This window comes from Hephaestia caeni (genome assembly GCF_003550065.1).
In the GTDB taxonomy this organism is placed as follows: Bacteria; Pseudomonadota; Alphaproteobacteria; order Sphingomonadales; family Sphingomonadaceae; genus Sphingomonas; species Sphingomonas caeni_A.
Genome location: NZ_QXDC01000003.1, coordinates 803881 through 819190, shown reverse-complemented (window position 1 = coordinate 819190; position 15310 = coordinate 803881). Strand labels below are relative to the sequence as shown.

The 15310-nt window shown below is 66.8% G+C and carries 14 protein-coding genes; 11 read left to right on the top strand and 3 right to left on the bottom strand.

The features are described 5' to 3' along the window. Nucleotides 1-187: 187 nt before the first annotated feature. The gene (gene cueR / locus DFR49_RS12375) at nt 188-574 is read right to left on the bottom strand and encodes a Cu(I)-responsive transcriptional regulator (protein ID WP_119035953.1); all 387 of its coding nucleotides are present in this window, start codon (nt 572-574) and stop codon (nt 188-190) included. Continuing rightward, nucleotides 571-2931, bottom strand: coding sequence for a heavy metal translocating P-type ATPase (locus DFR49_RS12370; RefSeq protein ID WP_119036406.1), 2361 nt, complete (start codon nt 2929-2931; stop codon nt 571-573). Before DFR49_RS12370 ends, cueR begins: the two co-directional genes overlap by 4 nt. Nucleotides 2932-3164: 233 nt before the next feature. On the opposite strand from DFR49_RS12370, the gene DFR49_RS12365 reads away from it, so the two are divergent. From DFR49_RS12365 to DFR49_RS12315, 11 genes are all read left to right on the top strand, one after another. Beyond that, nucleotides 3165-3443, top strand: a complete 279-nt coding sequence (locus DFR49_RS12365; protein ID WP_119035952.1) for a hypothetical protein — start codon at nt 3165-3167, stop codon at nt 3441-3443. Next, nucleotides 3440-3880, top strand: coding sequence for a periplasmic heavy metal sensor (locus DFR49_RS12360; protein WP_119035951.1), 441 nt, complete (start codon nt 3440-3442; stop codon nt 3878-3880). Before DFR49_RS12365 ends, DFR49_RS12360 begins: the two co-directional genes overlap by 4 nt. Next, on the top strand, nt 3877-4461 hold the full coding sequence (locus DFR49_RS12355; RefSeq protein WP_119035950.1) for an RNA polymerase sigma factor: 585 nt from the start codon (nt 3877-3879) through the stop codon (nt 4459-4461). Before DFR49_RS12360 ends, DFR49_RS12355 begins: the two co-directional genes overlap by 4 nt. 111 nt (nt 4462-4572) lie before the next feature. Next, a complete protein-coding gene (locus DFR49_RS12350; protein WP_119035949.1) occupies nt 4573-6315 on the top strand; it encodes a copper resistance system multicopper oxidase in 1743 nt (580 codons plus the stop codon). Continuing rightward, nucleotides 6312-7484: a copper resistance protein B gene (locus DFR49_RS12345; protein ID WP_119035948.1), complete on the top strand. Its 1173-nt coding sequence runs from the start codon at nt 6312-6314 to the stop codon at nt 7482-7484. Before DFR49_RS12350 ends, DFR49_RS12345 begins: the two co-directional genes overlap by 4 nt. 13 nt (nt 7485-7497) lie before the next feature. Continuing rightward, the gene (locus tag DFR49_RS12340) at nt 7498-8139 is read left to right on the top strand and encodes a c-type cytochrome (RefSeq protein WP_119035947.1); all 642 of its coding nucleotides are present in this window, start codon (nt 7498-7500) and stop codon (nt 8137-8139) included. Continuing rightward, nucleotides 8096-8536: a hypothetical protein gene (locus tag DFR49_RS12335; RefSeq protein ID WP_147373686.1), complete on the top strand. Its 441-nt coding sequence runs from the start codon at nt 8096-8098 to the stop codon at nt 8534-8536. The genes DFR49_RS12340 and DFR49_RS12335 overlap by 44 nt, the downstream gene beginning before the upstream one ends. A gap of 27 nt (nt 8537-8563) precedes the next feature. Beyond that, nucleotides 8564-8893 (top strand): hypothetical protein, encoded by a 330-nt coding sequence (locus DFR49_RS12330; RefSeq protein WP_245968410.1) that lies wholly within the window; start codon nt 8564-8566, stop codon nt 8891-8893. Between the two features lie 96 nt (nt 8894-8989). Further along, entirely contained in the window at nt 8990-10219 is a 1230-nt protein-coding gene (locus tag DFR49_RS12325) for a TolC family protein (RefSeq protein ID WP_119035945.1), read from the top strand. Further along, nucleotides 10216-11715, top strand: a complete 1500-nt coding sequence (locus tag DFR49_RS12320) for an efflux RND transporter periplasmic adaptor subunit (protein WP_119035944.1) — start codon at nt 10216-10218, stop codon at nt 11713-11715. Before DFR49_RS12325 ends, DFR49_RS12320 begins: the two co-directional genes overlap by 4 nt. Then, a complete protein-coding gene (locus DFR49_RS12315; RefSeq protein ID WP_119035943.1) occupies nt 11712-14885 on the top strand; it encodes an efflux RND transporter permease subunit in 3174 nt (1057 codons plus the stop codon). Before DFR49_RS12320 ends, DFR49_RS12315 begins: the two co-directional genes overlap by 4 nt. Here the strand turns inward: DFR49_RS12315 and DFR49_RS12310 are convergent. After that, complete coding sequence (locus tag DFR49_RS12310) at nt 14854-15261, bottom strand: MerR family transcriptional regulator (protein ID WP_119035942.1); 408 nt, start codon at nt 15259-15261, stop codon at nt 14854-14856. The genes DFR49_RS12315 and DFR49_RS12310 overlap by 32 nt on opposite strands. Between the last annotated feature and the right edge of the window lie 49 nt (nt 15262-15310).

Sequence of the window (15310 nt, the reverse complement as noted above, 5' to 3'; positions counted from 1 at the left end):
TTCGATATCCGTCGTCGTTCGGCAAGTGGCGGCTTCGTTCCGGGGGAATGCAATGAACCGCAGGGGCGCATGTAAAAGGCGGAGACGAGTTTAGCAATCTGGACGAGCCATCTCGTGGCGCCAATCAACCGTTGGCAGCCGCAAGATTGATCGTGGCGGAATGGCGCCTTATCGATCGTTGGCGAATCTACTTCGCCAATTCGGCCAGGATCGGGCAGTCGGGGCGATCATCGCCCTGACAGCGTTTTGCGAGGTCGAGCAGCGTTCGACGCATTGCCTCGAGCGCGGCCGCCTTGCGGTGCAGTTCATGGGCGCGGGCGAGCGCGAGCGTCTTTACCTCCGCGCTCGAACGATCGCGATCGGCCCAGAGCGAGAGCAATTCGCGTATCTCCTCGATCGGAAAGCCGAGATCGCGAGCATTGGCGATGAAGCGCAGCCGCGCGACGTCGACCTCGGCATAGTCGCGATAGCCGCTGTCGCGCCGCGCGGGTGGCGGGATCAGCCCGATCGCCTCATAATGGCGGATCATCCGCTGCGAAACGCCGCTCCCGCTCGAGGCCTGGCCGATGTTCATAGCTTCACCGCGTTCAATCTAAGCGCATTGGTGACGACGGTGAAGGAGGACAGCGCCATCGCCGCCCCCGCGATCATCGGCGAGAGCAGGAGGCCCGCCACGGGATAGAGCACGCCCGCCGCGATCGGCACGCCAAGCCCATTGAACAGGAACGAGAAGAACAGGTTCTGGCGGATGTTGCGCATCGTCGCGCGGGAAAGCCGGCGGGCGCGGACGATCGCGGCGAGGTCGCCTCCGGTCAGCGTCATGCCGGCGCTTTCGATCGCGACGTCGGCGCCGGTTCCCATTGCGAGCCCGACATCGGCGGCGGCGAGCGCAGGGGCGTCGTTGATGCCGTCGCCCGCCATCGCGACCTTGCCCCCGATGCGCTGGAACTCGGCGATCGCGGCGGCTTTGTCCTCAGGCCGGAGTTCGGCGCGCACTTCGTCCACGCCGCCAACCTTCGCCGCCACAGCTTCGGCAGTCGCGCGGCTATCGCCCGTCAGCATGACAATCCGCAAGCCCTCGTGGTGAAGCGTGGCGAGCGCCTCCTTGGCGCCCTCGCGCACCGGATCGGCGACCGCGAGCAGCCCAGCGATATTGCCGTCGACCGCAACCAGCATGACGCCTACGCCTTCGCGCCGGCGGGCGTCGGCGGCGGTTTCGAGCGAGGCGGGATCGGCCCCCGCCGCACGCATCATCGCGGCATTGCCGATCGCAACCTTGCGCCCCTCGACGCTAGCGGAGACGCCTTGTCCGGTTGCGGAGGCGAAATTCTCCGCCGCCGGGATCGTCAGCCCGCGCGCTTCGGCGGCGGTTACGATCGCGTGCGCCAGCGGATGCTCCGAATGCGCCTCGACCGCCGCCGCGAGGCGCAGCAGCTCCTCCTCTGCGATGCCGTCCGCTGGCTCGATCGCGACCAGCTTGGGCTTGCCCTCGGTCAGCGTGCCGGTCTTGTCGATGACCAGCGTGTCGACGGTTTCGAAGCGCTGGATCGCCTCGGCGTTCTTGACCAGCACGCCCGCGTGCGCGCCGCGCCCTGTGCCGACCATCACCGCCATCGGCGTGGCGAGACCGAGCGCGCAGGGGCAGGCGATGATGAGGACCGCGATCGCGTTCAGCAGCGCATGGCCGAAGCGCGGCTCGGGGCCGACCAGGTTCCAGACGATGAAGGTGGCGATCGCGATCCCCACCACCAACGGCACGAACCAGCCCGACACACGATCGGCCACGGCCTGGATCGGCGCACGGCTGCGCTGCGCCTCGGCGACCATGCGCACGATGCGCGCCAGCACCGTGTCCGCGCCGACCGCGCGCGCCTCGATCAGCAGACTGCCGGTGGTGTTGACGGTGCCGCCGGTGACGGCGTCGCCGGCCTGCTTGACGACCGGCACGGGCTCGCCCGTCAGCATCGCCTCGTCGACCGGCGAGCGGCCCTCGACCACCACGCCGTCGACCGGGATCGCCTCGCCGGGCCGCACACGCAGCCGGTCGCCGGCGACGACGTCGCCGAGCGGAACCTCCTCCTCGCCGCCATCGGTGACGCGGCGCGCCGTCTTGGGCGCAAGGTCCATCAGCGCGCGGATCGCGCGGCCGGTGGCGGCGCGGGCGCGCAACTCGAGCACCTGACCTAGAAGGATCAGCGTCACCACTACGCCCGCCGCCTCATAATAGACGGGGATCATGCCGTGCTGACGGAACGATGCAGGGAACAGACCCGGCGCGACCGTGGCGACCAAGCTGTAGCAGAAGGCCGCACCGACTCCGATCGAAACCAGCGTGAACATGTTGAGGTGGCGCGTCTTGAGCGACATCCAACCGCGCTCGAAAAACGGCCCGCCCGCCCACAGCACGATCGGCGCGGCCAGGACGAGCTGGACCCAGGGCGACAGCGCCGGGGCCACGATCCGCAGCCCCAGCATCTCCGCGCCCATCGAGACGATCAGCAAGGGCACGCAGAGCACGCCCGCAACCCAAACCCGACGGGTGAAATCGACCAGTTCGGGATTGGGCTGATCGTCCGCCGAGGGCTCCTCCGGCTCGAGCGCCATGCCGCAGATCGGGCAGGTGCCCGGGCCCTCCTGGCGGATCTCGGGGTGCATCGGACAGGTCCACATCGCTCCGGACGTCGCCTTGGGCTCGGGCCGGGGGTGGTCGCCGAGATATGCATCGGGATTCGCAACGAACTTCGTGCGGCAGCCGGCGCTGCAGAAATGATAGGCCTGACCGTCATGCTCGGCGTGGTGCGGCGTGTTCGCGGGATCGACCGTCATGCCGCACACCGGATCGACGGGCTTAACGCCTGCCGGCCCGGCATGGCCGGCACAGCAGGCGGATTGGCCTTCATCGTGGGTGTGTTGATGCGCGTGTTCCGTCATGCTCATTCTCCAGAGCATTCTTAGATGGGGTTTGACACCATGTTAGGGTCAAGCCCTTTCGTCAGGCTGTAGCTTCAAAGGAGTTACGCGCCGAACCGAGCATTCCCTCGCAAAGATGCTTCGTCGAGGTTCAGCGGAGAGATCGCAGCCCACCGCGGCACGCCTGCACACAAAGATATGAGGGGCAGGCGGCAAAGCGACGTAATATAAGTTGGCAGGGCGGAGTGGATCGGATGATGGACATCGATAAGGCATTGGGACGGCTCGCCGCAGCGCCCGTACATGACGGCCTGGAACGGCTCGACGAAGCGGTGTTCGCGCGCATTCATGAGCTGAACGAGCGCGATCGGCGCGCGCCCAGCCACATCGCTGTCGCCGCCGCGATCGGTGCCGTGGCGATGGGCATTGCGGGCGGCGGCATGCCGGTCGCAACCGCGTCGGCGGCCAGCCTGTCGCCTTTCGGCGCGGCATCGCCGCTGGCACCCTCGACACTGCTGCTCGGCGACCGATGAACCGCGGCCGCTGGACGGTCGGGATTGTCCTGACCGCTTTTCTCGCCGCGATCGCCGGCGTGTTCGTGGGGCGCGTGCTGATCCCCGCACCACAGCCGCCGGGGATCGAGCTTCACGAGCTACTCCACCACCATCTCGATCTCGACGACCGCCAGAAGGCGGCGCTCGACGTGCTTGAACAGCGCTTCGTGGTGCGTCGCCAAGCGCTGGAACTCGAAATCCGCGCAGACAATGCGCGGCTCGCCGCCGCCATCGAGGCCGAGCATGGCAACGGGCCGCAGGTCGCGGCGGCGGTGGACGCCTCGCATCAGGCGATGGGCGAGCTTCAGAAGGCGACGCTGGCACACATCTTCGCGATGCGGCAGATTCTGCGACCCGACCAGGCCGCGAGGTTCGATCGCGCGGTGGTGAAAGCGCTGACCGCCGACTCCAAGTGAGCCTCGAGCTTTCCAGTCTGTCGGACGGCGAGCTCGCGGCGCTGACGCTGGGCGGTCGAGACGCCGCCTTCGCGGAGATCATGCGGCGCCACCGCGAACCGGTCTATCGGCTGGTCCGCGCGCATGTCGGCGACGCAGACGAGGCATTCGATCTCGTCCAGGAGTGTTTCGCCGCTGCCTATCGCGCGCTTGGGCGCTACGATCCGGCGCGACCGATGCGCGCGTGGCTTTCGACGATCGCGCTCAACAAGAGCCGCGACTGGGGTCGCAAACGGTGGGTGCGGCGGCTCTTCGATTCGACGGGCATTCTCGACGACGAGGCAACACGGGTCGCCGACGAGCGCGCGCCGCCCGACCGCATTGCCACCGATCGACAGGAACTGGCACGCGCCACCCGCGCGATCACGGTTCTGCCGACGGCTCTCAAGGAACCACTGATCCTACGAACGATCGAGGGTCTGTCGCAGGCCGAAACCGCGCAGGCTCTTGGAATCAGCGAGAAGGCGGTCGAGACGCGACTGCGCCGGGCGCGCGAGCGACTGTCGCGGGTGCTCGCCGACGACGCGAGCGGCGCGGCTTGACCCTGACACGGTGTCAGACCCTATCTCAAAAAAATTGCCCGGCTGATGAGGGGAGCGTTTGCCGCTCGCGTAATCGGATTTGGGCGGACGCCATCGCCAGCAGGGACACGCATGACCAACCCAATCGATCGTCGTCAGTTGTTGTGCCGCGCCAGCTACGCTGCAGGCGGTCTCGCCGTTGCGGCCGCGATGCCCGCCTGGGCGCAGAACGGCACCGGCGGCATTGCCAAGCCGCTGCCGAGCCTCAACGGCGCCGACATCGCGCTCACCATCGCGCGCCAGAAGCTGACCGTCGAGGGTCGCGCCTCCAAGGCCGTCGGGATCAACGGCTTTGTTCCAGGGCCGATCATTCGGCTGCGCGAGGGGCAGAACGTGCGGCTCCGCGTCACCAACGATCTCGACGAGGACAGCTCGATCCATTGGCACGGCTTGCTGGTGCCGCCGCAGTTCGACGGCGTGCCCGGCATCTCGTTTCCGGGTATCCGGCCGCATTCGACCTTCCTTTATGAGTTCCCGATCAAGCAGTCGGGCACTTACTGGTATCACAGCCATTCGGGCTTCCAGGAGCAGCTCGGCCTGTACGGCCCGATCGTGATCGATCCGGCTGGCGCCGATCCGGTCGCCTATGACCGCGAGCATGTCATCGTGCTCGCCGACCATCCCGACATGTCGCCCGAGACGATCTTCAGCCGGCTCAAGGCGGGGTCGGGCTATTTCAACTATCAGAAGCAGACGTTCACCGGGTTGCTCGCGGGAAAGGACCAGCCGCTCGACGAGCGCATCCAATGGGGCGGGATGCGGATGGACCCCACCGACATCGCCGACGTCACCGGCTCGGTCTATACCTACATCATCAACGGCCGCGGGCCCGAGGATAATTGGACTGCCCTGTTCACACCCGGCGAGCGGGTGCGCCTGCGGATCATCAACGCCTCCTCGATGACCACCTTCAACGTGCGCATTCCCGGCCTGCCGATGACCATCGTCCAGGCCGACGGGCAGAATGTGCGGCCAGTGGAGACCGACGAGTTCCAGATCGGCGTCGCCGAAACCTATGACGCGATCGTCGTCCCTGGGGATCGCGCCTATACCTTTGTCAGCGAAAGCGTCGACCGGTCGGGCCTCGCGCGCGCCACGCTCGCGCCGCGCGCCGGCATGGCGGCGCCGGTCCCGCCGCTGCGCCCGCGCCCCATAGCGACGATGAAGGACATGGGCATGGACATGGCGGGCCACCAGGGCGGCTCGGATATGCAGGGCATGGCCGGCATGAATGGCGGCCAATCCGGCACGACGCAGAGCATGGACATGCGCGATTTCTCCAAGGCGCCCGAGGTCAAGAAGGGACCGGGCGTCCAGACGATCGCGCCGATGCCGATGGACCGCACCGGCGAGCCCGGACAGGGCCTCGAGAATGTTGGCCACCGTGTGCTCGTCTATACCGATCTCGTCGCGCTCGATCGCAATCCTGACGTGCGCGCGCCCTCGCGCTCGATCGACGTTCACCTGACCGGCAACATGGAGCGGTTCATGTGGTCGTTCGATGGCGTGAAGATGTCGGACGCGATGGAGCCGATCCCGTTCATCAACGGCGAGCGGGTCCGGGTGAAGCTCATCAACGACACGATGATGGCCCATCCGATCCATCTGCACGGTCACTTTTTCGAGCTGGTAACGGGGCATGGCGATCACGCACCGCGCAAACATACCGTGCTGGTCGCGCCGGGCGGCATCGTCGCCTTCGACCTTACCGCCGACGTGCCCGGCGACTGGGCATTCCATTGCCATCTGCTCTACCACATGTTGGCCGGAATGATGCGGGTGGTGAGCGTCCGCAATCCGGGAGACGCGGCATGATCCGTGTCGCTCTCCTTGCCGGGGCCGCTGCCCTGACGCTCGCCGCCGTTCCCGCCGCCGCGCAGTCGATGTCGGGCATGCAGATGCCGGGCATGGACATGTCGAAGCCGATGCCGGCGAAAAAGAAGCCTCCGGAAAGGAAGCCGGTGCCGAAGAAAAAACAGGCGCACAAAGCAGCATCTCACAAGGCCGCCGCTTCGAAACCAGCCCAAGCCGCCAAGCCGGCTGCCAAGAAGCCGATGCCGGACATGGATATGTCGGCGGGCAACATGACGGGAATGGACACGTCCGGTCAACAGGCCGCCCCCGCTCAGGAGCACCCAAAGTCTGGCATGGACATGAGCCGGGGATCGATGCCGGGCATGGATATGAGCCATGGCGCGATGCCGGAGATGCAAATGAAAACGGCCCCCGGCACCAGTCTGCCGGTGGGACATGCGCCTGCGCCGCCACCGCCGACCGATCACTATGCCGATCGCGATTTCCCGACTGCCGCGATGGAGCGTGCGCGCAAGCAGATGATGCACGAAGACGGCGGACAGACATTTCATCAGGTGCTGTTCAACCTCGCCGAAGTTCAGGTGCGAAACGGCCGAAACGGCTATCGCTGGGACGGCGAGGCGTGGGTGGGCGGCGACATCGACCGGCTTGTGCTAAAGTCGGAAGGCGAAGGCAGTTTTCGGCGCGGCGTCGACAGCGCCGAGGCGCAGGCGCTCTACAGCCATGCGATCGGTCCCTATTTCAACCTCCAGGCCGGCGTTCGCCACGATTTCCAGCCGTCGCCGACCCGGACCTATGCGACGGTCGGGGTCGAGGGCCTCGCGCCCTATATGTTCGATACCGAGGCGGCGCTGTTCCTGTCGACCAAGGGCGACGTGCTCGCACGCGCCGAAGGCTGGTATGACGAGCGGATCACGCAGCGGCTGATCCTCCAGCCGCGCGTCGAGTTCAACTTCGCCGCGCAGGACGTGCCCGAGGACCGGATCGGCGCGGGGCTGACCGACGCTGAGCTCGGCTTGCGCCTGCGTTACGAGATCAAGCGCGAGTTCGCCCCCTATGTCGGCGTCTCCTATCAAGCGAAGACCGGCCGCACCGCGACCTTCGCCCGGCGCAACGGCGAATCCGCTCACGCGACGAGCCTCGTGCTCGGCATCCGTACCTGGTTCTAAAGGGATTCCAACGATGTCCGCCACACCATCGCGCCTGCGTCACCACCTGCCGAGCGGCCCCTTCATCGCCGGGCTGGCAATCATCGTCGTGCTGCTGATCGCGGCCTTCGTCTGGTTCGGCGCTTACAATATCGCCGCGGACTCGCCGCACACCCGGCCGGTGTTCGGGCTGCTTGAGAGCCTGCGTGATCGCTCGATCACTGTCCATGCGCGCGGCATCAAGCCGCCCGCCGATCTTGAGACGCCCGAGCATGTCTCGGCGGGCGCCGGGCTCTATGTCGAGATGTGCCAAGGCTGCCATCTCGGCCCCGGCGTCGAGAAGACCGAGATTTCGCAAGGTCTCTATCCCCAGGCGCCCGAGCTCGCCAAGAGCACCGACCTCACGCCCGCGCAGCAGTTCTGGGTGATCAAGCACGGCGTCAAGCTCTCCGCGATGCCAGCCTGGGGCAAGACGCATCCCGATCCGCTGATCTGGGACATGGTCGCGTTCATCCAGAAGCTGCCCGCCATGTCGGTCGAGCAATATAAAGCGACCATCGCGAGCGCGCCCGAGGACCATGACGAGATGATGAAGGATATGCCGATGATGAAAGGCATGCCCGCATCGAACGATGATCATGCGAAAGGCGCGGCTCACGCACATCATGACAATTGACGCGCACCGGAATGAGGCGCAGGCTTTCTCTGCAATGAAGACGCGGTTTGCACTTGTATTGTTGGTAATGGCCCTGGTCGGGTTGTTTGCGCAGCAGGCTGCCTATGCGGCCGGCCCGATGATGGTTTCCCCTATTTCGAAAACCGCCGTCATGGATGATTGCGCCATGGCGATGGGTGATCGCGCGATGCCCGCTCGTCAAACCGACTCGACGCCTTGCAAGAGCATGACACTGGGCTGCATCGCCGCGATGGGCTGCGTCATTCCTCTGGCGCAACCGCAGGAGCCAACGCCGATCGCTCGGATGGTGCTGACACCGATGGTGCCGGCCATGCCGGTCATTCACCGTCTCCACGGCATCACCTCGCACCCGGAACCCGATCCGCCGACCGCCTGATCCGCTTTCCGCCGCGGATCGGTCCACATGAGCTTCGACGCATTGCGCGCCGGAGCCTCGCCGATCCGCCGCTTCAGTCGGGAAAATGGATCGGAACTCGTCATGATCAGATATCGTATCGCGGCATCGTCGGCCGCCATTATGCTCGCCGCCATCGCTTCGGCGGTCTCGGCCAACGCTCCGCAATCTGGCGGCCATTGGCAGTGGGAGACGCCGCCCCAATTCGGACCCAGGTCGTCGCCTCAGCCCGCCCGACGGGTATGGGTTCCCGACCAGCCGAAGAGCGGGTCTTGCGACTGCGCGATGATGAAGATGTCGCCAGACAGTTGCATGGCTGCGGAGCATGGCGACCGCTGAGGCGACACCGTACTTCGCATTGATGCTTAGGCTGCACGGTCGCGGGCTCGCTCGCCCGCGACCTGATGGTTCATGATTTTACAAAAGGGGGACTGCATGCGTGCATCTCGTCTTTTGCTGGCCGCCATGCTTGTACCGAGCATGGCCAGGGCCGGCCCGCTCACTTTCCAGCAGGCGCTGCGGCTTGCGCAGGCCGATGCGCCGTCGCTGCGCGCAAAGGAACATGGCATCGATGCGGCGCGAGCCGCGCGCGGCGCGGCGGGCGCGCTGCCCGATCCGACGCTCGGGCTCAGCGTCGACAGCTTTCCGATTTCGGGGCCGCTCGCGTTCGAGCCCAACCGCGACAATTTCACGTGGGTCAAGGTCGGCGTGTCGCAGGACATCCCGAACCTCGCCAAGCGTCACGCCCAACAGGCGCGCGCCGACACCAACATCGCGGCCGCACAAGCCGAGGCTGTCGCAACGGCGCGCGATGTCGAGGTCGCGACCGCACTCGCCTGGATCAATCTCGCTTATGCTGAGCGGCGTGTAACTGCGCTCGACGATGTATTAGGACGCCTTCAAAAGATCGTGCGCACATCGCCGCAGGCGGTTGCCTCCGGATCCGCCCGACCCGCGCAAGTCATCGCCGGCGAAGAAGCGGTCGCCAAAATGCAGGACCGGCGCAGCGAGCTCATAGCGGCGGTCGCGCAGGCACGAGCGTCGTTAACCCGATGGACGGGTGATCCCGCGCCTGAGATCTCCGGGCCGATCCCGCAATTCGACGTCAATGCGGCCACGCTCAGGGCCGCGATCGATCAGCACCCGATGGTCGAGGTGGCTTCGGCAAGCGCGGACCAGGCCAATGCCGATCTGCGCCTCGCCGAAGCCGACCGCCGGCCCGACTTTGGCGTGAACCTCGCCTATCAGCATCGCGATCCGCGCTTCGGCGACTATGTGTCGGCAGGGGTCACGATCGGGTTGCCGATATTTACGCGCCATCGGCAGAATGCGCAGATCGCCGCCAGCGAAGCCGAAGCGGCTGCGGCGCGGGCGGCGCAGGAGGACGTGCGCCGGGCGCTGGCCGACAAGCTCGCCTCCGACATCGCCGACCATGTCATGCATCACGAACAATGGCTGCGCGCGCGCGATACGCTCCAGCCGCTCGCCGAACGACGCGTCAAGCTCGAAACCGCAAGCTATGCGGCCGGTCGCGCCAGCCTTGCCGACATCGCCGACGCGCATGCCGCGCTCGCCGACGCCATTCTCACCACACTCGACCGCGAGGCCGTCGTCGCCGCGGACGGCGCGCGACTTGTGCTCACCTATCGGAGCGAAGACCGATGAAACCCGCCGACCTCGTTCCGCGCACGGCCGCGAGCCGCGCCATCCTTTTGGCCATCGGCGTGAGCGGCGCGGTCGGGTTCACAGCCGCCCGGCTCACCGAGCACGCCGCTTCTCCGCCATCCGCCGATTCCGGCCGCAAGGTGCTCTATTGGTACGATCCGATGATCCCGGACCAGCATTTCGATCATTCGGGCAAGTCGCCGATGGGGATGGAGATGGTCCCTCGTTATGCCGATCAGGGCGCGGGCAAGGCCGCAACGCCGGGCGTGATCGTGTCGCCGGCCGAGATGCAGCAGTTGGGCGCGCGGATCGTGACGGCGAAGCGCGGCACGCTCGCGTCTGCGGTCACCGCGCCGGGGACGATCGCCTATGACGAGCGCAACGTCGCGCTGGTCCAGCCGCGCGCCTCGGGCTTCGTCGAGCGCGTCTATGGCCGCGCGCCCGACGACGTGATCGGCGCGGGTGCGCCGCTCGCCGACCTGCTGGTGCCCGAATGGGGCGGCGCGCAGACCGAATATCTCGCCGCCAGCCGCTCGGGCGACGCGGCGCTGGCGCGGGCGGCGCGCGAGCGGCTGCTGCTGCTCGGCATGGCGCCGGGGTTGATCGACAGCGTAGCGCGAAGCGGCCGGCCGCATCCGGTCGTCACCATCCGCAGCCCGATCGGCGGCGCGATCAAGAGCCTCGGCGTGCGCAAGGGCATGACCGTATCGCAGGGCCAGACGCTCGCGGAGATCGATGGGCTCGCCACCGTCTGGCTCGACACGGCGGTGCCCGAGACGATCGCCGGCAAGCTGCGCGTCGGCGCGCCGATCAGCGCCACCGTCGGCGCGTTCCCGAACGAGACCTTCCCCGGTCGTATCTCGGCGATCCTGCCGCAGGCGGATACGGCGAGCCACACGCTGACGGTTCGTGCCGAGCTGAGCAATCGAAACGGCAAGCTCCGGCCCGGCATGTTCGCCACCGTATCGCTCAACCAGGGCAGCCGCGAGGCGTTGCTGGTGCCGAGCGAGGCGCTGATCCGCACCGGCACGCGCACGCTGGTGATGCTCGCCGAACCCGGTGGCCGCTACCGCCCCGCCGAAGTGCGTACCGGGGCGGAAAGCGACGGCCGGACCGAAATCCTGGCGGGCTTGCGCGAAGGCGAGAAGATTGTCGCCTCGGGCCAGTTCCTGATCGATTCCGAGGCGAGCCTGACCGGCATTCAAGCGCGCGCGGTCGATGCGGTTGGCGGCAGCGACGAGGAAGCCGCCACACCAAAGGTTAGCACCGCGACCTACCGCACCAGCGGCCGGATCGAGAAGCTCGATTCCGGCGCGATCACCATCTCGCACCAGCCGGTGCCGGCGCTCGGCTGGCCGGCGATGACGATGACCTTCCGCGTGCCTGATTCCAAGCTGGTCGCTGGTTACAAAGCGGGAGACAGTGTCGCCTTCGCCTTCAGTCAGCCACCGCAAGGTCCGACACTGACCTCCATCGCGCACGAGACAGGCCGATGATCGCGCGCGTCATCCGCTGGTCGGTGGCGAACCGGCTGTTCGTCGTGCTCGGCGCGCTGGCGCTGCTCGTCGCCGGTCTGGTGGCGATGCGCGACACGCCGGTCGATGCGCTGCCCGATATTTCCGACACACAGGTGATCGTGCGGACCAACTGGCCGGGCCAGGCACCGCAGATCGTCGAGGATCAGGTCACTTATCCGCTCACCACTACCATGCTGTCGGTGCCGGGCGCCAAGGCCGTGCGTGGCTATTCGTTCTTCGGCGACAGCTATGTCTATATCCTGTTCCAGCCCGGCACCGACCTCTATTGGGCGCGCTCGCGCGTGCTCGAATATCTCAACCAGGCGCAAAGCCGGCTGCCCGAGGGCGCGACCAGCGCGCTCGGCCCCGATGCGACCGGAGTGGGCTGGATCTACGAATATGCGCTGGTCGATCGCAGCGGCCGGCACGACCTCGCCCAGCTCCGCTCGATCCAGGATTGGTTCCTGCGTTACGAGCTGAAGACGCTGCCCGGCGTCGCCGAGGTCGCCAGCATCGGCGGCATGGTCAAGGAATATCAGGTCCAGGTCGATCCGGTGAAGCTCGCCGCCTACGGCATCACCTTCAGCCAGGCGGTCGATGCGATCAGACACGCCAATGCCGAAGCCGGCGGCTCGGTGCTCGAAATGGGCGAGGCCGAATATATGGTCCGCGCCTCGGGCTATCTCCGGACGCTCGACGATTTCCGCGCCATCCCGCTCAAGACCGCGGCCGGCGGGGTGCCGGTGACGCTGGGCGACGTCGCCACCATCCAGGCCGGCCCGGCGATGCGCCGCGGCGTCGCCGAATTGAACGGCGAAGGCGAGGTGGCAGGCGGCGTCGTCATCCTGCGCTCGGGCGGCAATGCACGCGCGACGATCGCGGCGGTCAAGGCGAAGATGGCCGAGCTGAAGCGCAGCCTGCCGGCGGGGGTGCAGGTTGTGACGACCTACGACCGCTCCGAGCTGATCGACCACGCGGTGGACAACCTCAAGGACAAATTGATCGAGGAGTTTATCGTCGTCGCCTTGGTCTGCGCGCTGTTCCTGTGGCACGCGCGCTCGGCGCTGGTCGCGATCCTGACGCTACCGCTCGGCGTTCTCGCCGCGCTGCTGGTGATGCGCATCCAAGGGGTCAATGCCAACATCATGTCGCTGGGCGGGCTTGCCATTGCGGTCGGCGCGATGGTCGACGGCGCGATCGTGATGATCGAGAATGCCCACAAGCGGCTCGAACACTGGCGCAGCGATCATCCCGATCGTGAGATCGCCGGCGACGAACGCTGGCAGGTCGTCACCGAGGCCGCGATCGAGGTAGGTCCGGCCTTGTTCTTCAGCCTGCTGATCATCGCGCTTTCGTTCGTGCCGGTGTTCACCTTGCAGGCGCAGGAGGGCCGGCTGTTCGCGCCGCTCGCCTTCACCAAGACCTATGCGATGGCCTCGGCCGCGATCCTCGCGGTGACTTTGGTGCCGGTGCTGATGGGCTGGCTGATCCGCGGCCGTATTCCCGCCGAGGAGGACAATCCGATCAACCGCGGGCTGACCCGCGCCTATCGCCCGGCGCTCGATCGCGTGCTGGCGCGGCCGTGGCTGACGCTCGGACTCGCGGCGCTGGTGCTGGCGACCACCGCATGGCCGCTCGCGCGGCTCGGCAGCGAGTTCATTCCCAATATGAACGAGGGCGACCTGCTCTACATGCCCTCGGCGCTGCCCGGCATCTCGATCGACAAGGTCTCGGACCTGCTTCAGCGCACCGACCGCCTGATCAAGAGCGTGCCCGAGGTGAAGACCGTGTTCGGCAAGGCGGGGCGCGCCGATACCGCCACCGATCCCGCGCCGCTCGAAATGTTCGAGACGACCATCCAGTTCAAGCCGCGCGACCAGTGGCGGCCCGGCATGACGCCGGCCAAGCTGCTCGCCGAGCTCGACCGCACCGTCCAGGTGCCCGGCCTCACCAACGTCTGGGTGCCGCCGATCCGCAACCGGCTCGACATGCTGGCTACGGGGATCAAAAGCCCGATCGGGGTCAAGGTGACGGGCGCCGATCTTGCCCAGCTCGACCGCGTCGCGCAGCAGATCGAGCAGGTCGCCAAGACCGTGCCCGGCGTCACCTCGGCCTTTGCCGACCGGCTGACTGGCGGCCGCTATGTCGATGTCGACATCGATCGCGCGGCGGCGGGTCGCTACGGGCTCAACATCGCCGACGTGCAGCAGATCGTCTCGGGCGCGGTTGGCGGCGAGGTGGTCGGCGAGACCGTAGAGGGCGTCGCGCGCTATCCGATCAGCGTGCGCTACCCACGCGACCTGCGCGAGAGCCTCGACGGGCTGCGCCAGTTGCCGATCTATACGCCGTCGGGCCAGCAGATCACGCTGGGCAGCGTCGCCCGCATCGCGATCGCCGACGGCCCGCCGATGCTCAAGACCGAGGACGGGCGCCCCTCGACCTGGGTCTATGTCGACGTTCGCGGCCGCGCGCTCGGTTCGGTGGTCGGCGACCTGCAACGCGCCGTCGCACGGCAAGTGACGCCGCCCCCCGGCGTGTCGATCAGCTATGCCGGCCAATTCGAATATCTCAAACGCGCCGAAGCGCGGCTCGAGCTGGTCGTGCCGGCGACGCTCGCGATCATCTTCTTGCTGCTCTATTTCACCTTCGGGCGGTTCGACGAGGCGGCTTTGATCATGGGCACCTTGCCGTTCGCGCTGACCGGCGGGTTCTGGGCGCTCTATCTACTGGGCTACAACCAGTCGGTCGCGACCGGTGTCGGATTCATCGCGCTCGCCGGCGTCGCCGCCGAGTTCGGCGTGGTGATGCTGATCTACCTCAAGCAGGCACTGGCTGCGCGCGGCGAACACCCGAGCGATGCCGAGATCTGCGAGGCGATCCGCGAAGGCGCGCTGCTCCGCGTGCGGCCGAAAGCGATGACCGTGGCGGTGATCGTCATCGGCCTGCTGCCAATCCTGATCGGTCACGGCGCGGGCTCGGAGATCACGAGCCGCATCGCCGCGCCGATGATCGGCGGGATGCTGACCGCGCCGCTGCTCTCGATGTTCGTGATCCCCGCAACCTACACTTTGCTGATGCGGCGGCGGATGCGGCAATCCGCAACCGATGGGCGTCCGATTAAGCCGGCGAATGGGCGATCGCGGCGATGACGCCGCAATCGGACACGTTGCTTCCCGGACAAACCGTGCTGATCGCGCGGAGTTCGTCTCGGAGCTTGATCAATTGTTCGATATGGCGCTCGACTTCACCGAGGTGGCGTCTGGCAATGTCGGACGCTGCGCCACAACTTTGCTCGGGATGCTCGGTCAAACCGAGCAGCGACCGGATCTCTTCGGTCGAGAACCCGAGCTTTCTGGCGCTGCGAATAAAGGCGAGGCGTCGTACATCGCCGCTGCCGTAACGGCGATGACCCGACGCCGTACGGATCGGCGTCCCTAGCAATCCGATCTCTTCATAAAAGCGGATCGTCGGCACCTTGGTGCCCGTATCGCGGGCAAGCCGCCCGATCGTGAAAGCGTCGCCCATACCCATTCCTTGTTGAGTGCTAATGCGACTTTATCGCAAGAAAGTGCTT

Coding starts and splice junctions, on each gene's coding strand:
- DFR49_RS12345 (WP_119035948.1), top strand. CDS start 6,312: ATGATCCGTGTCGCTCTCCTTGCCGGGGCCGCTGCCCTGACGCTCGCC.
- DFR49_RS12320 (WP_119035944.1), top strand. CDS start 10,216: ATGAAACCCGCCGACCTCGTTCCGCGCACGGCCGCGAGCCGCGCCATC.
- DFR49_RS12315 (WP_119035943.1), top strand. CDS start 11,712: ATGATCGCGCGCGTCATCCGCTGGTCGGTGGCGAACCGGCTGTTCGTC.
- DFR49_RS12325 (WP_119035945.1), top strand. CDS start 8,990: ATGCGTGCATCTCGTCTTTTGCTGGCCGCCATGCTTGTACCGAGCATG.
- DFR49_RS12335 (WP_147373686.1), top strand. CDS start 8,096: ATGATCATGCGAAAGGCGCGGCTCACGCACATCATGACAATTGACGCG.
- DFR49_RS12370 (WP_119036406.1), bottom strand. CDS start 2,931: ATGACGGAACACGCGCATCAACACACCCACGATGAAGGCCAATCCGCC.
- DFR49_RS12330 (WP_245968410.1), top strand. CDS start 8,564: ATGAGCTTCGACGCATTGCGCGCCGGAGCCTCGCCGATCCGCCGCTTC.
- DFR49_RS12340 (WP_119035947.1), top strand. CDS start 7,498: ATGTCCGCCACACCATCGCGCCTGCGTCACCACCTGCCGAGCGGCCCC.
- DFR49_RS12310 (WP_119035942.1), bottom strand. CDS start 15,261: ATGGGCGACGCTTTCACGATCGGGCGGCTTGCCCGCGATACGGGCACC.
- DFR49_RS12360 (WP_119035951.1), top strand. CDS start 3,440: ATGAACCGCGGCCGCTGGACGGTCGGGATTGTCCTGACCGCTTTTCTC.
- DFR49_RS12350 (WP_119035949.1), top strand. CDS start 4,573: ATGACCAACCCAATCGATCGTCGTCAGTTGTTGTGCCGCGCCAGCTAC.
- cueR (WP_119035953.1), bottom strand. CDS start 574: ATGAACATCGGCCAGGCCTCGAGCGGGAGCGGCGTTTCGCAGCGGATG.
- DFR49_RS12365 (WP_119035952.1), top strand. CDS start 3,165: ATGATGGACATCGATAAGGCATTGGGACGGCTCGCCGCAGCGCCCGTA.